20 protein-coding genes are annotated in these 22,264 nt (G+C 36.0%); 14 read left to right on the top strand and 6 right to left on the bottom strand.

Annotation, left to right across the window (positions count from 1 at the left end; all coding sequences use genetic code 11):
• Positions 1-184 precede the first annotated feature (184 nt).
• The 3 genes from argC to NZ698_RS03055 all read right to left on the bottom strand — a co-directional run bounded on the left by argC (position 185) and on the right by NZ698_RS03055 (position 3,050).
• Positions 185-1,159: an N-acetyl-gamma-glutamyl-phosphate reductase gene (argC, locus tag NZ698_RS03065; RefSeq protein WP_263001626.1), complete on the bottom strand. Its 975-nt coding sequence runs from the start codon at positions 1,157-1,159 to the stop codon at positions 185-187.
• A 126-nt stretch (positions 1,160-1,285) separates the two neighbouring features.
• Complete coding sequence (gene argG / locus NZ698_RS03060) at positions 1,286-2,479, bottom strand: argininosuccinate synthase (protein ID WP_263001625.1); 1,194 nt, start codon at positions 2,477-2,479, stop codon at positions 1,286-1,288.
• Complete coding sequence (locus NZ698_RS03055) at positions 2,451-3,050, bottom strand: GNAT family N-acetyltransferase (protein WP_263001624.1); 600 nt, start codon at positions 3,048-3,050, stop codon at positions 2,451-2,453. Before NZ698_RS03055 ends, argG begins: the two co-directional genes overlap by 29 nt.
• Positions 3,051-3,208: 158 nt before the next feature.
• Between NZ698_RS03055 and NZ698_RS03050 the strand changes: the two genes are divergently transcribed.
• From NZ698_RS03050 to nhaA, 13 genes are all read left to right on the top strand, one after another.
• Positions 3,209-3,625: an IS1/IS1595 family N-terminal zinc-binding domain-containing protein gene (locus NZ698_RS03050; RefSeq protein WP_047442937.1), complete on the top strand. Its 417-nt coding sequence runs from the start codon at positions 3,209-3,211 to the stop codon at positions 3,623-3,625.
• A gap of 248 nt (positions 3,626-3,873) precedes the next feature.
• Entirely contained in the window at positions 3,874-5,253 is a 1,380-nt protein-coding gene (locus NZ698_RS03045) for a porin (protein WP_263001623.1), read from the top strand.
• Between the two features lie 46 nt (positions 5,254-5,299).
• On the top strand, positions 5,300-6,880 hold the full coding sequence (locus NZ698_RS03040; protein ID WP_263001622.1) for an MFS transporter: 1,581 nt from the start codon (positions 5,300-5,302) through the stop codon (positions 6,878-6,880).
• Positions 6,881-6,924: 44 nt separating this feature from the next.
• A complete protein-coding gene (locus tag NZ698_RS03035; RefSeq protein ID WP_056080148.1) occupies positions 6,925-7,149 on the top strand; it encodes a DUF6814 family protein in 225 nt (74 codons plus the stop codon).
• A gap of 175 nt (positions 7,150-7,324) precedes the next feature.
• A complete protein-coding gene (locus tag NZ698_RS03030; protein WP_263001621.1) occupies positions 7,325-7,519 on the top strand; it encodes a hypothetical protein in 195 nt (64 codons plus the stop codon).
• Positions 7,512-10,193, top strand: a complete 2,682-nt coding sequence (locus NZ698_RS03025; protein WP_263001620.1) for an ATP-binding protein — start codon at positions 7,512-7,514, stop codon at positions 10,191-10,193. Before NZ698_RS03030 ends, NZ698_RS03025 begins: the two co-directional genes overlap by 8 nt.
• A gap of 25 nt (positions 10,194-10,218) precedes the next feature.
• On the top strand, positions 10,219-10,584 hold the full coding sequence (locus tag NZ698_RS03020) for a response regulator transcription factor (RefSeq protein ID WP_263001619.1): 366 nt from the start codon (positions 10,219-10,221) through the stop codon (positions 10,582-10,584).
• 88 nt (positions 10,585-10,672) lie between these two features.
• Entirely contained in the window at positions 10,673-12,562 is a 1,890-nt protein-coding gene (locus tag NZ698_RS03015; protein ID WP_263001618.1) for an AMP-binding protein, read from the top strand.
• Positions 12,563-12,573: 11 nt separating this feature from the next.
• The gene (locus NZ698_RS03010) at positions 12,574-13,029 is read left to right on the top strand and encodes a GNAT family N-acetyltransferase (protein WP_263001617.1); all 456 of its coding nucleotides are present in this window, start codon (positions 12,574-12,576) and stop codon (positions 13,027-13,029) included.
• A 175-nt stretch (positions 13,030-13,204) separates the two neighbouring features.
• Complete coding sequence (gene acs, locus NZ698_RS03005; protein ID WP_263001616.1) at positions 13,205-15,115, top strand: acetate--CoA ligase; 1,911 nt, start codon at positions 13,205-13,207, stop codon at positions 15,113-15,115.
• A 206-nt stretch (positions 15,116-15,321) separates the two neighbouring features.
• Positions 15,322-15,687, top strand: coding sequence for a hypothetical protein (locus NZ698_RS03000; protein WP_263001615.1), 366 nt, complete (start codon positions 15,322-15,324; stop codon positions 15,685-15,687).
• Positions 15,688-15,808: 121 nt separating this feature from the next.
• Entirely contained in the window at positions 15,809-18,013 is a 2,205-nt protein-coding gene (locus NZ698_RS02995) for a RelA/SpoT family protein (protein WP_263001614.1), read from the top strand.
• Positions 18,014-18,071: 58 nt separating this feature from the next.
• Complete coding sequence (gene nhaA, locus NZ698_RS02990) at positions 18,072-19,250, top strand: Na+/H+ antiporter NhaA (protein ID WP_263001613.1); 1,179 nt, start codon at positions 18,072-18,074, stop codon at positions 19,248-19,250.
• On the opposite strand, the gene NZ698_RS02985 is transcribed toward nhaA, so the two are convergent.
• From NZ698_RS02985 to NZ698_RS02975, 3 genes are read right to left on the bottom strand one after another with little or no spacing between them, the layout of a single operon-like run.
• Positions 19,247-19,627, bottom strand: coding sequence for a hypothetical protein (locus NZ698_RS02985; protein ID WP_263001612.1), 381 nt, complete (start codon positions 19,625-19,627; stop codon positions 19,247-19,249). The two genes, nhaA and NZ698_RS02985, sit on opposite strands and share 4 nt — an antisense overlap.
• Positions 19,605-20,642 (bottom strand): YihY/virulence factor BrkB family protein, encoded by a 1,038-nt coding sequence (locus NZ698_RS02980; RefSeq protein WP_263001611.1) that lies wholly within the window; start codon positions 20,640-20,642, stop codon positions 19,605-19,607. Before NZ698_RS02980 ends, NZ698_RS02985 begins: the two co-directional genes overlap by 23 nt.
• Before the next feature lie 3 nt (positions 20,643-20,645).
• The gene (locus NZ698_RS02975; RefSeq protein WP_263001610.1) at positions 20,646-21,680 is read right to left on the bottom strand and encodes a DUF4421 family protein; all 1,035 of its coding nucleotides are present in this window, start codon (positions 21,678-21,680) and stop codon (positions 20,646-20,648) included.
• Between the two features lie 98 nt (positions 21,681-21,778).
• On the opposite strand from NZ698_RS02975, the gene NZ698_RS02970 reads away from it, so the two are divergent.
• Positions 21,779-22,252, top strand: a complete 474-nt coding sequence (locus NZ698_RS02970) for a 23S rRNA (pseudouridine(1915)-N(3))-methyltransferase RlmH (protein ID WP_263001609.1) — start codon at positions 21,779-21,781, stop codon at positions 22,250-22,252.
• The last annotated feature ends 12 nt before the right edge of the window (positions 22,253-22,264 follow it).

The following is a 22,264-nucleotide window of genomic DNA, read 5'->3' as shown; positions in this document are numbered from 1 at the left end:
AATTTCCTAAAATTTCTAAACTCGGGCGGAAGGCAAAACTTGTTTCTCAAAGATGTTTTTGGCCGCCACTCAAACAGTAGAAATTTTTTGACGGAAATTCTTTAAAATTTTTTAACGCCTCCGTTTCCTAGGTCGGTTTTAATTCGGGTTTAAAAATTCACAATTGACTTATTGACCATTGACATTAAAAAGCCACAGGCTTCAAGTTCAATCCCAAATTCTCTTTCCAGCCCATCGCAATATTCATGTTTTGAACTGCCTGTCCGGAAGCTCCTTTCAACAAATTGTCAATCGCTGAGTGAATGACTGCAACATTTCCACTCTTTTCTATATGAATCACACAGCGATTGGTATTGACAACCTGTTTTAAATCAATTGCTTTCTCACTTACCTTTACAAAAGACGCATCTGCATAAAAATCCTGATACAACTGATTGATATCTGAAAGTTCTAAATCTGTTTTCAACGTGGAACTCGTAAAAATTCCTCTCGCAAAATCCCCTCTCCACGGAACAAAATTCAGACTGATTTCACTCGTATTAAAAGAAACTAACTGCTTTAAAACCTCATCCACATGTTGGTGTGTCAATGTTTTATAAGCCGAAATATTATCGTTTCTCCACGTAAAATGCGTAGTAGGCTGTAAAGACTGACCGGCACCTGTCGAACCTGTAATTCCCGTTGTGTACACCTCATTCAACAATCCTTTTTGAGCTAAGGGAAGCAAGGCCAGTTGAATCGCTGTTGCAAAACATCCCGGATTTGCAATATTTTTTGCTCCTACAAGTTGTTTTTTGTTGATTTCGGGTAAACCGTAGATAAAATTTCTGTTTCCTAAATTACCTTCCAAACGAAAATCATTTCCTAAATCGATCACTAATGTTTCATCTTTTATATTATTTTGAGTCAGCCATTTCTGACTTTCTTTGTGCGGAAGACATAAAAATAAAATATCTACCTCTTCAGGCTGATCCGTTAAAATCATTTCACACACCGTCGTTAAATCCGGGTACAAATCTGAAATCTTTAGTCCCGAATTCGAACGGCTATATAAAAAATTCAAAGTCACATGGGGATGAAAAGCCAACAGACGAACTAATTCACTTCCTGTGTAGCCATTGGCGCCGATAATTCCTGTCGTCTTTTTGATATTAATCATTTTATTGGTTTTCACGGATTTCGACCGCAAATATTATTGAACCCTATCGGGTTCTGATTGCTTGTTGATTTAATAATCCATAGGTTCCACCTATGGCTATTCGTATTGAACCCTTCGGGTTCGTCCTTATAACGCAGAATTAATCTGATGATAAATATTTAAAGAATTGCTTACAATTTTCGTGTAACCTTTCACATCTTCGCCCGTCCAAGCTCTGTTTGCTTCACCATAACTTCCGAATTTATCGGACATTAGATCATGCTTAGACTCAATTCCATTTAAGATAAATCTGTATGGATGAAGGGTGACAAAAACTTTTCCACTTACTGTTTTTTGAGAATCGACTAAAAAAGACTCGATATTTCTCATCACAGGATCTAAGAAAAGTGCCTCGTGAAGCCAGTTTCCGTACCAATCAGACAATTGAGATTTCATCATCTGCTGATATTTTGAAAGCGTATGTTTTTCCAACAAATGGTGCGCTTTTATAATCACAGACGCCGCCGCCGCTTCAAATCCTACCCTTCCTTTAATTCCTACAATCGTATCTCCAACATGAATATCACGACCGATTCCGTACGCAGAAGCTAATTCTTCAATCTTTTGAATCGCATATATTGAATGTTCAAATTTTTCTCCATTTACCGCTACAACTTCACCATTCTTGAACTCAATTTCCAGTTCTGACGGCTTAGTTTCTTTAATTTGAGATGGAAAAGCTTCCTCAGGAAGATAATTTCGTGAAGTCAGGGTTTCTTTTCCGCCGACTGAAGTCCCCCAAAGTCCTTTATTGACGGAATATTGAGCCTTTTCAAATTCCATTTCGTAGCCATGGCTTTTCAAAAATTCAATTTCCTCCTCACGGGACAGAGACAAATCACGAATCGGAGTAATAATTTCTACGTTCGGACACATCACCTGAAAAATCAAGTCAAAACGAACCTGGTCATTTCCGGCTCCTGTACTTCCGTGAGCAATTGCATCAGCACCGATTTCAATGGCATATTTCGCAATTTCCTGCGCCTGGATCGTACGTTCAGCACTTACAGATAACGGATAGGTATTGTTTTTCAATACATTGCCAAAGATCAGATACTTTACGCAAGAATTGTAATAATCTTCCTGAGCATCAACGCACCTGTAATCTTTCACCCCAAGTTGAAAGGCTTTTTTCTCCAGTTCTTTTTCCTCCTCTTTAGAAAAACCTCCGGTATTTACAGTCACTGCATATACTTCATATCCAAGTGTTTCGCTCAGATATTTGGCACAGTAAGAGGTATCGAGACCTCCGCTAAATGCTAAGATTACTTTCTTGCTCATTTTTATGTTGATTTTCGGGTTGATTATTTTCAACGCCATTTAATTTACTATTTTCAGGAACGAAAAGCATTGCTGTACAAAGGCAGTTTTTCCGTTCTTTTTTCATTAAAATTTCATAATTCACGCAGCTTTTGCATCCGCTCCAAAACTCATCATCCTGCGTCAATTCAGAATAAATCACCGGTTTATATCCCAAGTCACTGTTGATTTTCATCACTGCCAAACCTGTGGTTAAACCAAATATTTTTGCATTTGGAAATTTTTCTCGTGACAAAGCAAACACCCTGTCTTTGATTAAAGTTGCAATGCCTACATGCCTGAATTTTGGAGAAACGATCAGCCCCGAATTGGCTACAAACTGACCGTGAGACCAAGTTTCAATATAACAGAAACCTACCCATTCACCATTTTCAGTAGCGACCACAGCGTTACCTTCCGAAATTTTTTTACTTAAATATTCGATGGAACGTTTAGCGATTCCCGTTCCCCGTCGCTGTGCAGAATCATACATTTCCTGCTGTATTTCACTCACATACATTAAATGTTCGCATGAGGAAATTTGTATTTCCATTTATTTATCTGAATTTTTTGGCAAATTTAAAACATATTATCTTTAAAAAACAAATTAAAAAGATAATTTTATTGTTTAATTAATATTAACAGGTATAATTATCTTATTGTTAAAATTTAATATTGCTAAATTGTTATATATTTGCTAAAATACTATATATGGAAAGTATCTGTCCGAAATGTAAGAGTGAAAAAGTCGTAAAAAGCGGAATCATTAATGAGAAACAAAGATTCCACTGTAAGGACTGCAATTACTACTTTACTGTAAAAAAATTAGGTAAAAAAATTGATGATTATTATGTAACGAAAGCACTTCAGTTATATCTTGAAGGTTTAAGTTTCCGTGAAATAGAAAGGATTATCGGTGTTTCTCATGTAACCATCAGTTCGTGGATTAAGAAATATAATATTACAAGACCACCCCACTCTGATTTCCATCCGGTTTATAAAATTTTAAAGCAAAATGAGTTGATTGAATATATTTCAAAAGAAGAAAACATTAAAGATTCCGGTCTGATTATCACTCAATTTGCTGACAAGTATATGTTGATTAAATGGGAAAGATTTAAAAAATAAATTCAAATATTTTTAGCACATTTCTGCTAAAATTAAATTTCAAGAACATCAATAAAATTTTTAAATAATCTTTAAATCAGATATTTAAAATTAAAATTCTTATTAAGTATTTCAATTTTTCGACCCATCAATCATCATTAATCATTAATCAACTATATCATCACCACTAATATATACTGAATTTTTATAACTAAATTATTAATTCCAATTTGGCTTTCACAAAATAACAGCCAAAAAATTAATAATTTATGAAGAAAATATTAAGTTTTATTGGATTAGCTTTAATAAGCAGTTCTGTATACGGTCAGGGTTCTCCTGATTATGGAAATGGTTTAAAAATAAATTTAAATCCTGAAGGAGATAAATATGTCAGATTTATTCTCTGGGATCAGTTCTGGATCCGGAACACCGAAATGAACCCCGGAAGTATGGTTGGCGGCGAACCCACTGACAATACCTGGAATTTAGGAAACCGACGGGCACGTATTTTAGCCTACGCTCAAATCACGAAGCGCTACATGATTCTCACCCATTTCGGGATTAACAATCAGACTTTCATCAACGGTGGCGCGACAGGAACAACAGGAACCGGTGGCTACGGAAACGGTAAAAAACCTCAGCTTTTCTTTCACGATGCATGGAATGAATATGCAGTCGTAATGCCTGGTGAAGCAGGAAAATTCAGCTTAACATTAGGAGGCGGACTTCATTATTACATGGGACTTTCGCGTATGACAATGGCTTCCACGCTGAACTTTCTGACTTTGGATTCTCCGGTTTTCAGTTGGCCTTTGATTGATAATTCAGATCAGTTTGCGAGACAGATGGGGCTTTTTGCCAAAGGTAAATATGGAAAATTTGAATACCGGATGAGTTTAAACAAACCTTTCGCAACAGATTTAGTTCCGGCCAACACTTTAATTCCAGGAAATGAAGTTGCGGTTGATAACAACGGAAACCCAAACTGGTCTAAAGCAGGTTATTTTGAATATCAGTTTTTAGACACAGAATCCAATCTTCTTCCTTTCAAAGTAGGTTCTTATCTGGGAACCAAAAAAGTTTTCAATGTGGGTGCCGGATTTTACCATCAGGCGGAAGGAACGAGAACTTCAGTCAATTCAAACATCGAAAAACACGATATTACCTTACTTTCTGTAGATGCTTTTGCTGATATTCCTTTGGGAGAAGCGAAAAATAAAATGGCAGTTTCGGCCTACGCAGGATATTTCAACTATAATTTCGGACCGAATTACGTGAGAAATTTAGGTACAATGAACATCGCAGCCAACGACCCGAATTTTGTCGGACAAAGAGCTTTAGCTGGTCCCGGAAATCTTCAACCGATGATTGGAACCGGAAATGTGGTTTACGCTCAGGCAGGTTTGTTACTTCCAAATCAATCAGAAAAACCGAAAATCAGAATCCAGCCTTTTGCTGCATATACGTATAAAGATTTTGAAGCGTTTGATAAACCATCGTCGCAGTTTGATGTTGGAGCCAACTGGTTTTTAGACGGTCATCACGCAAAAATCACTACACAATATTCTACCAGACCCGTTTACACAAGTCCGACAGAAAACCCTAAATCTAAAGGCGAATTTATTGTACAGCTTCAGATTTACTTATAAAACCACTTCCATTTAAATTTAATTGTTAACAAAAAAATCTATTGATATGAGCGAACAACACCACGATGTTTACGAGAATATGACAGATAAGCAGAAAAACCGCACCATCTGGAGCGTGATTACCGCATCGTCCCTCGGAACCTTGATAGAATGGTATGATTTCTATATTTTCGGAAGTCTGGCAGTCGTTTTGGCGACCAAATTCTTTCCCGCAGATAATCCTACTGCAGCATTTTTATCTACGCTGGCCACTTTTGCGGCTGGATTTGTAGTGAGACCTTTCGGAGCCCTGTTTTTCGGAAGACTGGGAGATATCATCGGGAGAAAATATACTTTCTTAGTGACTTTATTGATCATGGGATTCTCAACCTTCCTGATCGGATGTATTCCGGGATATGAAACGATCGGATTTATGGCGCCGGTTTTAGTTTTAATTTTAAGACTTTTACAGGGTTTGGCTTTAGGTGGAGAATACGGTGGCGCAGCAACTTATGTTGCAGAATATTCGCAGCCACACAGAAGAGGTTACTGGACTTCCTGGATTCAGACTACCGCAACAGCAGGACTTTTCATTTCACTGATCGTTATTTTAATTACTAAAAACACACTTTCTGCAGAAGACTTTGACTCGTGGGGATGGAGAGTTCCGTTCTGGATTTCGATTTTAATGGTTGGAGTTTCATATTTCATCAGAAAAAACATGAAGGAATCTCCGCTTTTTGCAAAGGCTAAGAGTGAAGGTAAAACTTCAAAAAATCCTTTAAAAGAAAGTTTCGGGAATAAATTCAATTTCAAATTTGTATTGTTGGCTTTATTCGGAGCTGCGATGGGACAAGGGGTCATCTGGTACACCGGACAGTTTTATGCGATGAGTTTCCTTCAAAAAGTAATGAACATCAATTCGATGCAGGTTGATTATCTGATGGCAACAGCACTTTTGATGGGAACACCGTTCTTCGTATTTTTTGGTTGGCTTTCAGATAAAATTGGTCGAAAAGCGATTATGATGACCGGAATGCTGGTTGCAATCTTAGCCTACAGACCAATTTATGATGCGATGTACAAAAGCGTCAATATTGAAGCGAAAACAGTTGCAAATGAAGGCATTAAAGAAACAAGAGTGGCAGCCATTCACAAAACGATTGCATCAGACAGTTTAGTGACATTCCACAAAGAAACGACTTATACAGACGGAACTTTAATTAAAAAAGACAGCATCGTTCACTGGTCAGCCGCCGGTCCTGTGATGAAAGACGGAAAAGCGGAAGAGCCAAAAGTTTCAACATCGATTACGTTAAACGACGACACGAGATGGTATTTAGTGTTCCTTGTATTTATTCAGGTGATTTTTGTGACGATGGTTTACGGTCCGATAGCAGCATTTTTAGTTGAAATGTTCCCAGTGAGAATCCGTTATACATCGATGTCGTTGCCGTATCATATTGGAAATGGGGTTTTTGGAGGATTGCTTCCAGCAGTAGCTACTTATCTCGTAACTTCCGGAAAAGATGCAGGACATACGACGTGGTATCTTGAAGGACTTTGGTATCCGATCGGAGTTGCCGCAGTCTGTTTAGTCATCGGATTAATTTATCTGAAAAATAAGAATAACAATATCCACGATTAATAGGGATAATCACTCAAAAATTTATTAATTTTAAATCTACTAAAATGAACGGATTAAAAAAAATATTAGGCATTGTATGGATTTTAGCCGCCCTGATCGTCGCCTATTTTGGAATAACGGTGATGGGCATCCCTAAAATCACATCAGGAAAACAGGAAGACCTTGTGTTCGGCATCATTATACTTTTTGTATTGGTTCCGATTGTCACAGGCGGATTGGCCATCTTCGGATATTATTCATTAACTGGAGAATATTCTGACGAGAAATAATTTATAAATGATAGATGATAATTGATGAATGATTTCGGTCTGTTCATCAATTATCGTTTTTAATAGAAGTTTTCCTCCCTTTAGGGCTGGGGAAAAGAAAATTTTTATTTAAATCTCATTCGAAATCAATAATATTAAAAGATTCAAATCATTCACAAATCATCAATAATCACTTATGAAAAAGCGTCACGAGCAAAAACTGATTATTCTGAGCGTAGGCCTTTTAATTGCGTTCAGCATTCCGATTTCATTGCTTTTCAACAGTGAGAGGGAGGTTTTTGGATATCCGATGATTCTTGTTTATTTCTTCGCAGTCTGGATGATTTCCATCATTATTTCTTTTGTAATCATAAAAAAATATGATGAGTAGTTTCGCATTATTTATCGTTGTCCTTATTTACCTCGCACTTCTGTTCTTAGTCGCCCATTTGGCAGAGAAGAAAAAGAGTAAGATCTGGATCAATAATCCCTACATCTATGCACTGTCGCTTGCTGTGTACTGCACCGCGTGGACTTATTATGGAAGTATCGGCGTGGCAGCGACCGGCGGACTCAATTATTTACCGATTTACATCGGTCCCATCATGGTGATTCCGGCCTGGATTTACATTAATACCCGGATTGTCCGTATTTCGAGAGTCAATAAAATCAGCAGTTTGGCCGATTTTATTTCATTAAGATATGGAAACAGCCGTAGTTTCAGTGCAATCATCACTCTGGTTTGTCTGTTTGCAATTATTCCATACATCGGATTGCAGATCAAAGCGATTTCCGAGACTTTTCATTTGGTTACAGAAACTAAATTTTCTCAAAATATTTTAACGGACAGCGGAACTTTTGTTGTTATACTAATCGCAGTTTTCTCATCATATTACGGAACAAAGTATGTTGATGCCTCAGAAAAGCGTTTGGGAATTATTTCCGCCATTGCCCTGGAAAGCTTCCTGAAATTATTCTTTATTATTATTTTGGGATTATTCGTTATCTATTATGCATTCGACGGATTTTCAGACCTCTATCAAAAAGCCAGCAAATTCCCTGATTTTAAAGCAAAAAATACATTTAACGGAATTGAAGGTGCGATGAACTGGATGGTTCTCTGCATGATTTCCGGAACAGCCATCTGTATTTTACCGAGACAGTTTCACACCGCAATCGTTGAAAACAGACAGGAAAAACACATCAAAACTGCAATCTGGTTTTTCCCTCTCTACCTTTTAATATTTACGATTTTCATCTTCCCTATTGCCTGGGGCGGAAGATTGATTTTTAACGGACAAAACGTGAATCCCGAGTTCTACTCTATTCTCATTCCGCAACATTTTAACAATACTTTGATTACTGTTCTGGTGTTTTTGGGAGGTTTGAGTTCATGTATTTCAATGATTATTATTTCGGCGATTACACTGTCGATCATGCTATCAAACAATTTAATTATTCCCTACGGTTTATTGGGTAAATTTAAAGCTGAAAATGAAGTTCAAAATACAAGAAACATTACGAACATCCGTAAATTCTCGATTTTCGGGTTGATTATAGTTGCTTTTGCCTTTTATAAATATTTCATTTTAAAAACTTCTTTAGATTCTGTCGGACTGATTTCCTTTGTAATCATCGCACAATTAGCACCTGCGTTTTTTGGAGCGATATTCTGGAGAAGAGGTAGTTATCAGGGCGCCGTGGCCGGACTTTTAGCTGGATTAATTATCTGTTATTTCGGATTGATTATTCCTCAGTATTATTTTTCTTATAATTCTGAACTGAAAGGAGTTTTAAGAGATTTGTATAATGCTTTTCAGTTTTTTGACATCTCGTTTTTAACCCGAATTCCTGAAATTTTCTTTTGGTCGATTTTGGTAAACACTGCCCTATTTACGATACTTTCCGTAAGTATGAAAGGAAATTACCGTGAAAGAAATTTTGCCGAATTGTATGTTGATATCGATAAATACATTCAGAATCACGAAAATGCATTCATTTGGCGTGGAACTGCTTATGTTTCTGATATTCAAAATATTCTGGAACGTTTTTTAGGCAAAAAGAAAACCGAACAGGCGATGCGGATCTTCAATATTAAATACAATATCGATTCACAAACTGAAACGGCCGATTCAAGATTTATTAAATTTTCTGAAAATCTTCTAGCAGGAAGAATTGGGACAGCATCGGCAAAAATTCTGATTGAAGGCGTAACCAAGGAAGATAAAATTTCATTGAAGGAAGTATTAAATATTCTGGAAGAATCAAAAGAGAATATCACGCTGAATAAAAAACTGACCGAGAAATCTGAAGAGCTGAAACAGCTCTCGAACGACCTCAGTGCCGCCAATGAAAATCTCATCGTGAAAGACCGTCAGAAGGACGATTTTCTGGATTCTGTTGCGCATGAACTGAGAACTCCAATTACAGCAATACGTTCGGCAGGAGAAATTTTAGCGGATGACGACGATATTCCGTTAGATATTAAAAAAGAATTTTTAAATAACATCATCACAGAGTCTGACCGTCTCAGTGAAATTATCAATGATATTTTATATCTTGATAAGCTTCAACACGGAGAAATTGCTTTAAATATTCAGGAAAATAACATTATTGAAACCTATAAAAAAGCTTTAAATCCTATCTTGCATTTGATTCAGCAGAAATTTATTCAGGTCAGCGAAGTTGATTTATTGAAGCATTACCAGTTTGAATATGATGAAGCGAGATTTATCCAGTTATTCCAGAATATTTTGGGAAATGCATTGAAATTTACTGATGAACAGGGAATTATTCAGACGAAACTTTCAGAGAAAGACGATGATTTGATCATTACAATTTTCAATACTGGGAAAAATATTCCCGAAGAAGATCTGGAAATGATTTTCGATAAATTTTATCAGTCTAAAAATCAAAACATTATCAAACCTACCGGAAGCGGCCTTGGACTGGCAATTTCAAAAAGAATTATCGAAGCCCACAATGGAACCATAAAAGCAGAAAACAGCGGATTGGGTGTGACGTTTACCATCATCCTGCCGACGAAAAACATAAAAAAACAATGAAGTCGAATCATAAAGAAAATACACAATGAAAAAGATCTTAATCGCCGACGACGAACACAAGATATTAATGTCTCTGGAATACAGTTTCCGGAAAATCGGTTACGAAGTTTTTATCGCCAGAGACGGAACAGAGGTTTTGGAGTTTTTAAAAACCATCGTTCCAGACGTTATTTTACTCGACATTATGATGCCCAATCTTGACGGCTACAGCACTTTGGAAGAAATTAAAAAGAATGAAAATTTAGACAATACAAAAGTTCTCTTCCTCAGCGCCAAAAACAATCCGAAAGATATTGAGAAAGGCCTGGAAATGGGGGCTGATGCGTATGTAACGAAGCCATATTCTATTAAAAAACTGATTGCTCAGATTGAGGAACTGTTGATTAATTAAACACGAATATCATAAATAAAATTGCGCAAATGATTTAGTGCAATTCGTGAAAAAATTCGTGCAATTCGTGTTTTAAAAACAACAAATTATGAACACAGATAATTTATTTAAACAAAGCATAGAAAACAAAGAACAGTTCTGGAAAGAACAGGCTCAGGAAATTTCGTGGTTTAAATTTCCAAATCAGATTATTTCAAAGGACGCAAATGATTACACCCGATGGTTTGCGGACGGAAAACTCAACATGTCTTATCTCTGCATCGACAAACATATTGAAGATGGTTTTGGAGAAGAAACTGCTATTATTTATGATTCTCCGGTTACAGATCAGAAGAAAAAATACACTTTTAATCAGGCAAAAGAAGAGATTTCAAAATTAGCTGGCGGATTGGTTTCTTTAGGCTTAGAAAAAGGCGATACCGCAGTCATTTATATGCCGATGATTCCTCAGACGCTTTTTGCGATGTTGGCTTGTGCACGAATTGGTGTGATTCACAATGTGGTTTTCGGAGGTTTTGCACCTCATGAACTGGTTGTGAGAATCGATGATTGCAAGCCAAAAGCTTTAATTACCGCCACTGCCGGAATTGAAATTGCCAAAAGAATTCCCTATTTGCCATTGGTTGAAAAAGCAATAGAACTGGCGCAGGATAAAGTCGAAAATATCATTGTTTTTAACAGAAGATTAATCAACAATCAGGATGAAATGTTTGAAGGCATCATTGATTATGAAGAATTGGTTTCAAAATCAGAGCCTGCAGATTGTGTTTCTGTGGAATCGAATCATCCGCTTTATCTTTTATACACTTCGGGAACTACCGGAAAACCAAAAGGCATCACGAGAGATACCGGCGGTTATGCAACTGCTTTGAAATATTCCATGAAATATATCTATGGAATTGAACAGGGTGAAACATTTTGGGCAGCCTCCGATTTTGGTTGGGCAGTGGGTCACAGCTACAGTGTTTATGGACCTTTAATCAACAGAAACACCACCATTATTTTCGAAGGAAAACCAATCATGACTCCCGATGCAGGAACTTTTTGGAGAATTATTTCTGAGTACAAAGTTTTCGCAATGTTCACGGCTCCTACAGCCATCAGAGCGATAAAAAAAGAAGATCCGAATGGTGAATTGGCAAAAAAAAATGATTTAAGCCATTTCAAAAAGCAGTTTTTGGCAGGCGAAAGATGCGATGTTGCAACTTTGGATTGGTTTGAAAAGCACATCGGTGTACCCGCAATCGATCATTGGTGGCAGACAGAATCCGGCTCGCCGATGTTAGGCTTATTAACTTTTGATGATAATTATAAAATTAAAAGAGCTTCCGCAGGGAAACCAATTCCAGGATATGATATTAAAATTTTTGATGAAAATGGATATGAAGTGGATGAGCATAAAGAAGGATATTTAGTCATCAAACTTCCGCTTCCGCCCGGCGCAATGTTGGGAATTTGGAATGATTACGAACGTTTTGAGAAAAGTTATTTATCTCAGTACAAAGGTTATTATTTTTCCGGAGACGGTGCGATAAAAGATGAAGACGGATATATTTTCATCACCGGAAGAGTGGACGATGTCATCAACGTTGCAGGCCACCGACTTTCAACTTCTGAAATGGAAGAAATTGTTTCCTCGCATCCCGATGTTGCAGAATGTGCCGTGGTCGGAATTGATGATGACTTGCGCGGACAGGTTCCTTTTGCAACGGTGGTTTTAAAAAATGGCTCAGGAATTTCTGAAAAAGACGTTGAAAAGGAAATTGTTCTGAAAGTCAGAGAAAAAATTGGCGCAGTGGCTTTTCTGAAATGTGTAATGGTCATAAAAAGACTTCCTAAAACCCGTTCAGGAAAAATTTTAAGAAAACTGATCAGAACGATTATTGACGGTAAAGAATTTCAGATTCCTTCGACGATTGATGATGAAATGATTATTGAGGAATTAAAGGAGAAGATTCTGCAATACAGAAATTCATAAACTTAAGTGTGATGACAGAAATTATCAAAGCAAATTCCGATGACGACAAGATTTTAACCGAGATTACAAAAAGATCAAAAGCTTACTGGGGATATTCCGATGAACAAATGGATGAGTGGTCAGATTTGCTAACCATCACTTCAGAATACATCCAAAACAATGAAGTTTATAAATTAATTGTCAACCAATCTGTTGTTGCTTATTATTGTTATTTCGAAATTGAAAATAACAGCGTGAGACTGGACAATCTTTTTGTTTCACCAGAAAATATCGGAAAAGGTTATGGGAAATTATTAATGAATGATTTCATTTTAAAAATAAAACAGAGTCAAAGATCAAGAATAATTCTTGACGCCGACCCAAATGCACAGAAATTTTATGAAAGTTTCGGGTTTGTAAAATCAGGTCAGATAGAAACATCAATTAAAGACAGATTTTTACCAATCATGGAGCTCAAAATTGATTAAATTGTTGAAAATTCATTTAAAATAGACACCACTTTGCTTATGTAAGTGAAACGGCTTCGTGAGACTAAATGCAGCATGAATAAAAAAAACTCTGTGACCTTCGTGTTCAAATTAAAACGCTACAAAACAATTTAAATAAAAAATTAAATAATAAATAATTCTAAAAATAAAAAGTATGAGAAATTACGTGATAGAAGATTTACCGCATTATTATGAAGAATATAAAAAATCAATAAAAAATCCGAAGAAATTTTGGGATAAGATTGCTGATCAAAACTTTGTGTGGTATCAAAGATGGAGCAAAGTCGTAAAATACGACATGAATGAAGCAAAAATTACATGGTTTAAAAATGCTAAATTAAATATAACTAAAAACTGTCTTGACAGGCATTTGTCGGTACGTGGCGAAAAAACAGCCATCATCTGGGAGCCGAACGATCCGAAAGAAGAAGCTCAGCATATTTCCTACAACGAACTGTATGAAAGAGTTAACAAAACAGCCAATGTTCTAAAAGACATGGGCATCGAAAAAGGCGACAGAGTCTGCATCTATCTTCCGATGATTCCAGAATTGGCGGTTACGATGTTGGCCTGTGCGAAAATTGGAGCAGTACATTCAGTTATTTTCGCCGGATTTTCAGCTTCGGCAGTAGTTTCTAGAGTGAATGACTGCGGCGCAAAAATGCTGATCACTTCAGACGGAAGTTACAGAGGCAACAAAGTTTTAGATTTAAAATCTATTATTGATGAAGCCTTGGAAAAATGCCCAACTGTAGAAAAAACTCTGGTGGTCAAAAGAACCAACAACGAAATAAAAATGAAGGAAAGCCGAGATTTCTGGATGGCTGACCTGTACGAAAAAGCTTCTGCCGATTTCGTCACCATCATTATGGATGCCGAAGATCCACTGTTTATTCTGTACACTTCAGGTTCTACCGGTAAACCAAAAGGAATGCTTCACACATCGGCAGGTTACATGGTTTATTCGGCGTACACTTTTAAAAATGTTTTCAATTATCAGGAAAATGACATCTATTGGTGTACTGCAGATATCGGATGGATCACAGGACACTCTTACATTTTGTACGGACCACTTTTAAATGGCGCAACTACCGTCATTTTCGAAGGTGTTCCAACTTATCCTGAGCCTGACAGATTCTGGGAAGTTATTGAAAAGCATAAAGTCACTCAATTTTACACTGCACCAACCGCCATCCGTTCTTTGGCTAAAGAAAGCGCTGAGTGGGTTGACAAACATGATTTAAGTTCTTTAAGAGTGATCGGATCTGTTGGTGAACCGATTAACGATGAAGCATGGCATTGGTTTAACGATCACGTGGGCAGAAAAAAATGCCCGATCGTCGACACATGGTGGCAAACAGAAACTGGCGGAATTATGATCTCTCCTATTCCATTTGTAACACCGACCAAACCAACGTATGCAACACTTCCATTACCGGGAATTCAGCCGGTTCTAATGGATGACAAACGCAATGAAATCACAGGAAATCAAGTGACAGGAAATCTGTGCATCCGTTTTCCATGGCCGGGAATTGCGAGAACGATTTGGGGCGATCATCAAAGGTATAAAGAAACTTATTTCTCAGCATTTCCGGGGAAATATTTCACTGGTGACGGTGCTTTGAGAGATGAAGTGGGTTATTACAGAATTACAGGTCGTGTAGATGATGTGGTGATTGTTTCCGGGCACAATTTAGGTACCGCTCCTATCGAAGACAGCATCAACGAACATCCAGCGGTGGCAGAATCTGCGATTGTAGGCTTCCCGCACGATATTAAAGGAAGTGCTTTGTATGGTTTTGTGATTTTAAAAGACAGTGGCGCCGGCCGTCAGAAAGAAAATCTGAAAAAAGAAATCAATCAGTTGATTTCAGATCAGATCGGTCCGATTGCTAAGCTTGATAAAATTCAGTTTGTTTCCGGTCTTCCGAAAACCCGATCAGGAAAGATTATGCGTAGAATTCTGAGAAAGATTGCGGAAGGAGACTTCTCGAATTTCGGAGATACTTCTACTCTATTGAATCCTGAAATTGTGGAGGAAATTAAAAATGAGAGATTAGGCTAAAAAATATCTAAATAGAATTAAACTCTGTGCCTTATCGTGCAGAGTTTTTTATTTTAAAACAAAATAAAGAAATCTTATTTAAAATAGACAATCTCTTAATTAGTGCTAAAATTTTATAGATAAAATAATAAATTATAAATTTTATTAAATATTTATTAATTATTATAAAAAATAGTTTTATCTTTAAGTACCAAAACAAGATTACTATGTCAAACATTTTAGCAGGATTATTTGATCGCAACGGTGATTACAAAAGACTTGAAAACGAACTGGAAAATTCTGGATTTGAAAACTCTGATTATATTGTTTATCTCACAGAAGATCACCACCACTCCCAATTTATGGCGAGTGTACAAATAAAAGATAACGACCAGTCACAGAAAGCACGTGATATATTCTATCAGAATTCTGTTCTGAAAACTTATTTATTTGAAAACATGAGCATCACTGAGGCTTCGTACAGCAACGTAAAAAAATATATCGACGCAAGAAGCAAAGCCGAAATCCACAACAGTCCGGATGTAAAGAAAAAATCTCAGCACACCGGAATGGATTCTGAAGTAAAATTTTAAAATTAAAACCGAAACTAATAACCGAAATCCGTAGAATATTTTTCTGCGGATTTTTTGATTGCAGGAATTGACAAATCGCTTTATTTTTCGTATTTTCGTCTAAACAAAGCCTTTTACACAAATGAGTTACGACTTAGAGCAAGAAAATAAGGAAATCTTAGCGAGGTATAAAGACCTGATTTCTAATACATACAGAACTTTGGATGAAGAAAACAATAAACTCATCCGAAAGGCTTTTGATATTGCATTAGACGCTCACAAAGATCAAAGAAGAAAGACTGGCGAACCATATATTTATCATCCGATTGCTGTAGCAAAGATTGTCGCAACTGAGATCGGTTTGGGAGCTACTTCCATTGCGTGTGCATTGTTACATGACGTGATTGAAGATTCAGATTACAGCTATGAAGATCTGAAGAAAATATTTGGTGAAAGAATCGCCGGGATCGTGAATGGACTGACCAAGATTTCGATCATGAATCACCAAAATATTTCTGTACAGTCTGAAAACTACAGAAAACTTCTTTTGACGCTGTCAGAAGATTTCCGGGTGATTTTGATTAAAATAGCTGACCGTCTTCACAACATGAGAACATTGCAAAGCATGGCTCCTGATAAACAGAAAAAAATTGCTTCCGAGACGGTATACATTTACGCTCCATTGGCCCACCGTTTAGGTTTATATAATATCAAATCTGAACTTGAAGATCTTTCTTTAAAATATAACAATCCTGAAGTTTTTAATGAAATTACTCAGAAATTGGAACTCGCCAAAGAAAGCAGAGAACGATATATTGAGGAATTTAAAAAAGAAGTTTCTGAAAGACTGAATGAAGAAGGGCTGAATGTTACCATCAAAGGTCGTGCGAAAGCAATTTCATCCATTTACAGAAAAATGCTAAAGCAAGGTGTTTCTTTTGAAGAAGTTTTTGATAATTACGCAATACGAATCATTTATAAATCTGATGCTAAAAATGAAAAATTTCTGGCTTGGAAAATTTATTCAATCGTAACTGATGTATATCACAGTAACCCGTCAAGAATGCGTGACTGGATCACACAACCACGTTCTACAGGTTACGAAAGTTTACATTTAACCGTTCTTGGTCCTGATAAAAAATGGATTGAAGTTCAGATCCGTTCTGACAGAATGGATGATATCGCCGAAAAAGGAGTTGCAGCACATTACAAATACAAGGAAGGTTACAAACAAACGAATGATGACAGAAATTTTGAAAACTGGGTAACTGAAATTCGTGATGTGCTTGAACAGCAGCAGAATCTTTCGACATCTGAGCTTTTAGATAATATTAAACTCAATTTATATTCAAAGGAAGTTTTTGTGTTTACTCCAAAAGGTGAAATCAAAATTTTACCAACCGGTGCAACTGCTCTGGATTTTGCCTTTTCTGTACACTCAGACTTGGGAATGAAATGTCTGGGAGCAAAAATCAATGGTAAATTGGTTCCGATTTCTTACGTTTTACAAAATGGCGATCAGGTTGATATTTTATCTTCTCAAAACCAGAAACCGAAGTTTGACTGGCTTGATTTTGTAGTTACGTCAAAAGCAAAATCAAAGATCAAAGGTTACTTAAATTCTGAAAAAAATTCTTTAGTAGACGAAGGAAAAGAAATTCTTCAGAGAAAACTGAGACATGCAAAGATTAATTTTAATGATGAAGAAATTAATAAGCTTCAAAAATTCTTCAATCTGAAAACTTCTCAGGAATTATTCTTAAAATTCCAGACAAATGAGTTGGATGCAAGCAGTTTAAGAAAATATATTGAAAGTAAAAATGTCTTTAACAACTTACTTTCAAGATTCAGAAAATCTCCGGCAAAAAATCTACATTATGTAGAACCAAAAGAGATCAATCTTGACATGATTGTTTTCGGGAAAGATGAGGAAAAACTAAATTACAGTTATGCAAAATGCTGCACAGTAATTCCGGGAGACAAAATCTTTGGCTTCATTACGATTTCTGAAGGAATAAAAGTTCACAGCGACAATTGTCCGAATGCGATCAACTTGAGAGCGCAATACGATTATCGAGTAATTCCTGCAAAATGGATGAACGAAGAGAGCTTCAAAAACCGTATCAAAATTGAGATTGAAGGACTCGACAGAATGGGGATGATCAACGATATTACAACCGTAATCAGCGGCGCGATGGGAATGGATATGAAAAGTATGTCGATCGAATCCAATGACGGTGTTTTTGTAGGAAACATCAATTTGGAAGTAAAAAACAGAAGTCAGCTTGACGAAACATTTAAAAAACTGAAAGATATTGACGGTGTTTCCAAAGTCGTCAGAATTTAATCATGAAATCGCATTGCTGAATTAGAAGCTCAACCACAAGACATAAAAAAGTTCACATTTGAAATTAAGCATCTACTTTAAAAAGTTTTTTGAAAGCAGTCAGTCATCAGGAATTTTATTGATTTTTTGTGTCGCATTGGCATTGGGAATTGCCAATTCTTCTTTGGCTGAAAACTTTCAGAATTTTTTAGACAGAGAAATTGGTATCAATATTTTTCATCTGAGATATCCTGTAAGTATTTGGATCAATGATGGTTTGATGGCGATTTTCTTTCTTCTGGTAGGTCTTGAAATCAAACGAGAAGTTGTAGAAGGTGAACTTTCATCTTTTAAAAATGCTTCTCTTCCTATATTTGCGGCGATTGGCGGAATGATTATTCCGGCAATTATTTTTACACTTTTTAATTACGGAACTAAATACAGCAACGGTTGGGGAATTCCGATGGCGACAGATATTGCTTTTTCTTTGGCAATTATTTCGATGTTGGGCAAAAAAGTTCCGAATTCTATCAAAATATTTCTGGCCGCTTTAGCAATTGTAGATGATTTGGGAGCAATTTTAGTGATTGCGATTTTCTACACAGATCAGATTCATTGGATGTATATTTTCCTTTCCTTGGGAGTTTCAGTTTTGTTATTTCTTTTGAATTATTTTAAAATTAAAACTATACTATTTTATCTGATTCCAGGAGTATTTCTTTGGTATTTTCTACATCATTCAGGAATTCATGCGACGATTGCAGGAGTTGTTTTGGCATTTTCTATTCCTACAAATATTTCTACAACTGAGATTTCACCTTTAGAAAAACTGGAACACCAGCTTCATTTTCCGGTAAGCTTTCTTATTATGCCTATTTTCGCATTGACAAATACCAATATAACATTCACCAACGGAATGGTTAACGGATTATTCAGCGGCTTAGGATTAGGAATTGTCTGCGGACTGGTTTTAGGAAAATTAATCGGAATTAACCTTTTTTCATTTATTGCCATTAAATCAAAAATAAGTTCACTCCCTCAAAACTCGTCATGGACGCAAATGTTGGGAGTCGGACTTTTAGCCGGAATAGGGTTTACAATGTCAATTTTTATTGCATTGCTTTCATTCAAAGGAGAAATTCAAATTCAGGATGAAGCAAAATTTGCTATTTTGATTGCTTCGTTTATCGCAGCAATTTCGGGATATATCGTTTTAAATTTATATTCGTCTGAAATTAAAGAAACTGAGGAAGATTAGTTTTTGGTAACACTCCAAGTTCCTTTAAGGTTACCCATTTTCCAAGTTCCATTTTTTGTCTGCATATTTCCGATGAGCATAAAACCTTCCGGCGATTGAGAAACACCATTAAAGGAACTCATGATAAGATTTGTAATATAAGTATCTGGATTTCCTGCGGTACTTCTTATTACTTGTACACTTGCATCTTTTCTTACATTAACCTCCAAAGATCCGCTCAAATCACCTGTATAGCTTCCCTTATAATATCCCATAAACTCTGAGGTGAAACTTTCCTGCGCACGATTTTCTTCGGCTTGATCAAGAATCTGCTCACAAGACTGTAAACTCATCAAGACCAACAAAAACAATATCTTAATTCTTAGATTTTTCACCATCTTCTTTTTTTATATCTTCTATAATGCTACGAATATGCTCTTCGTCGCTATCCAGATTGGGTTCTTCATTTTTTGACTGATAATTTGACGCTTCTTTTTTAAGCTCGTCAGATAATAGTTTTTCAACTCTTAATTTTCGCAATGCCATATTCAGCTCGTTACCGAAAAGAAGAAGATAAACGTTCACATTTACCCAAACCATCAGTAAAATCATACTTCCGATAGAGCCGTATAAAACGTTGTAGCGGGCAATATTTTTTACATAAAGAGTGAAGAGATAGGTCGTTACGATGAATAAAACTGTTGTCAAAATTGCTCCCGGAACTGCCTGTCTGAATCGGATGATCTTCACCGTTCCCAACCAGTAAAACATCGCCAAAAGTAAAAAGAAAAATAAAGGAAATGATACAAAACCAATGATTTTCGAAAGGTTTTTGACGAGCCACGAAATATCATACGTTGGTCTGAAACCTTTTACAACAACTTCAGCATAATATACCCCGAAAATTGCCAGAAATATGATCGTAACGAAGCCTATAGTAATGAAAAATGACAGAATAAATTCTTTAACATCGGGAAGTTTTTCTTTAGCATTTTCATTAAAACCATTAATTAGAGAAAACGTTCCGTTTGTAGCAAAAACCAAGGCTATAAGGATCGTTAAATTACTGATTCCCTCCATGTTAGGAATGATACTATCTTCAATATATCCCCTTACATCACCTTCAATGTTGGAAGGGAAAATATTATGCATCAAAACTTCAAAAATATAAAACTGAAGCTTATCATAATGCGGCATATATGGCAAAACTGAAAGCAGAAATAAAATGAAAGGAAAAAGACTCAAAGTAAAACTCCATGAAATTGCAGCTGCTTTCCGACCTATTTTTTCTTTAAAAATACCTGCAAAATAAATTTGAAACAATTGCCAAAGTGATATTCCCAAAACCGGAATATGTATATCGTCGAAAAAATCTTGAACTTTCAAAAGAAAACCCGGAACTTTAATACCCATTTTTTATTTTAAAATTTGATCAATCCTGTCAAATTGTTGGTTGACAAATTTAGGTGAATTTATTCTAAAACCCAATCCAAAACGGAATAACCAGTTTGTCGTTGAATAAAAATTCTCGTTTTTACTGTTAATCCAGTTAAGTTGTGCACCACCACCAAAAAACCATTTACCGTTGTCAAATCCTATTCTGGAGTAAGAATTAAGTCCAAAATTAAACTCATCATAACGTTCATCAATCAAATAACCGTAATGAATCTGCGGATATAGTTCTACAATCCCATACCAGTTTTTTCCTATAATTCTTTGTACTCCGCCACCGGTTTTTAAGGTTAATCTCACATCCTTCGTCACTGAATTGCCTTCTGACGGATCTGAGATTTCCATACCTTTATACTTTACACGATCCGTATCTTTCATCATATTGTACTGATAAACCAAGCCGGTAAGAAATACAAAATCATTTTTCAAAGGTTTGTGCGTCATGTTGGTATAAGTTCTGTAATTATCTTTTTTTCCAAGCCACAAATAACTCGTTTCACCTGTAAAAGATTGAAATTTCGCATCCGGAAACTGCATAAAATCATTACCCAATGCTTCGGTAAATTCATCACTTATAACCGCCTCAAAAAATCGTTTCGTATCTTCTAAATACAAACCTTTCACTTGATTGTAATTAACTGACTGTCTTAGTTTTTGGCTAAGAAAAAACGCAAATCCAAAGTTGAAATATTTAGTTCGGCCTTTAATATCATCATCATTATTTATCCTCACAAACTTTGGAGCAAATGAAATATTCGCATCCAGCCATCGGTACCTTAGAAAAAATTCCGTGTAGAACGAATCGTTTGGTTTCAGGAGAAAAGTCTGACCTTCATAATACAACCCAAAAGAATTATTAAGGTAACTTACACCACCTACTAATGATATTTTATTACGGTCTTCTTCAAGATATTTTTTCTCATCAGAAACGTTAACTTCCTGGCAGAAAGTCATTCCCGAAAAGCCTAAAAACAACATTGAGAAAAAGGAAAGTTTCATCTTGGTTGTGCTGATTATGTAAAAATACAGATTTTAAAATAATTCTTCAATTTTTTAATTATAAGTATCTTTGAACTTTCTTTTTATAAAGCTAAAAAATGCGCATCAACCTACTTTGCATCGGAAAAACAGACGACAAAGAAATCACTTCTCTGATCAGTTATTATCTTACAAGGCTTCCAAAACACTGGAATTTTGAAATTATTGAAATTCCGGACATTAAAAATGCAAAAAATCTTTCTCCAGATTTATTGAAAAAAGAAGAAGCAAAATTATTTCAGAATCACATTGATAAAAATGATTGGGTAGCTATTTTGGACGAAAAAGGAAAACAATTTACAAGCCGTGAATTTTCTCAGAAAATTGACAACTGGATGAATTCTTCGGTAAAAAAAATTCATATTTTGATCGGTGGTGCTTATGGTTTTTCGGATGAAATTTACAACAGAGCCAACGAAAAAATGTCACTTTCTAAAATGACATTTACGCACCAGATGATCCGGTTATTTATCGTAGAACAGTTATATCGTGCCGATCAGATTTTGCAAGGGAAACCTTATCATAATGATTGAGATATATTTTCT

The organism is Chryseobacterium edaphi, assembly GCF_025628985.1.
Taxonomy (GTDB): Bacteria; Bacteroidota; Bacteroidia; order Flavobacteriales; family Weeksellaceae; genus Chryseobacterium; species Chryseobacterium edaphi.
The sequence above is the reverse complement of the archived record's forward strand: the minus strand, read 5'-3'. Positions and strand labels throughout refer to the sequence as shown.

Coding starts and splice junctions, on each gene's coding strand:
- argC (WP_263001626.1), bottom strand. CDS start 1,159: ATGATTAATATCAAAAAGACGACAGGAATTATCGGCGCCAATGGCTAC.
- argG (WP_263001625.1), bottom strand. CDS start 2,479: ATGAGCAAGAAAGTAATCTTAGCATTTAGCGGAGGTCTCGATACCTCT.
- NZ698_RS03055 (WP_263001624.1), bottom strand. CDS start 3,050: ATGGAAATACAAATTTCCTCATGCGAACATTTAATGTATGTGAGTGAA.
- NZ698_RS03050 (WP_047442937.1), top strand. CDS start 3,209: ATGGAAAGTATCTGTCCGAAATGTAAGAGTGAAAAAGTCGTAAAAAGC.
- NZ698_RS03045 (WP_263001623.1), top strand. CDS start 3,874: ATGAAGAAAATATTAAGTTTTATTGGATTAGCTTTAATAAGCAGTTCT.
- NZ698_RS03040 (WP_263001622.1), top strand. CDS start 5,300: ATGAGCGAACAACACCACGATGTTTACGAGAATATGACAGATAAGCAG.
- NZ698_RS03035 (WP_056080148.1), top strand. CDS start 6,925: ATGAACGGATTAAAAAAAATATTAGGCATTGTATGGATTTTAGCCGCC.
- NZ698_RS03030 (WP_263001621.1), top strand. CDS start 7,325: ATGAAAAAGCGTCACGAGCAAAAACTGATTATTCTGAGCGTAGGCCTT.
- NZ698_RS03025 (WP_263001620.1), top strand. CDS start 7,512: ATGAGTAGTTTCGCATTATTTATCGTTGTCCTTATTTACCTCGCACTT.
- NZ698_RS03020 (WP_263001619.1), top strand. CDS start 10,219: ATGAAAAAGATCTTAATCGCCGACGACGAACACAAGATATTAATGTCT.
- NZ698_RS03015 (WP_263001618.1), top strand. CDS start 10,673: ATGAACACAGATAATTTATTTAAACAAAGCATAGAAAACAAAGAACAG.
- NZ698_RS03010 (WP_263001617.1), top strand. CDS start 12,574: ATGACAGAAATTATCAAAGCAAATTCCGATGACGACAAGATTTTAACC.
- acs (WP_263001616.1), top strand. CDS start 13,205: ATGAGAAATTACGTGATAGAAGATTTACCGCATTATTATGAAGAATAT.
- NZ698_RS03000 (WP_263001615.1), top strand. CDS start 15,322: ATGTCAAACATTTTAGCAGGATTATTTGATCGCAACGGTGATTACAAA.
- NZ698_RS02995 (WP_263001614.1), top strand. CDS start 15,809: ATGAGTTACGACTTAGAGCAAGAAAATAAGGAAATCTTAGCGAGGTAT.
- NZ698_RS02985 (WP_263001612.1), bottom strand. CDS start 19,627: ATGGTGAAAAATCTAAGAATTAAGATATTGTTTTTGTTGGTCTTGATG.
- NZ698_RS02980 (WP_263001611.1), bottom strand. CDS start 20,642: ATGGGTATTAAAGTTCCGGGTTTTCTTTTGAAAGTTCAAGATTTTTTC.
- NZ698_RS02975 (WP_263001610.1), bottom strand. CDS start 21,680: ATGAAACTTTCCTTTTTCTCAATGTTGTTTTTAGGCTTTTCGGGAATG.
- NZ698_RS02970 (WP_263001609.1), top strand. CDS start 21,779: ATGCGCATCAACCTACTTTGCATCGGAAAAACAGACGACAAAGAAATC.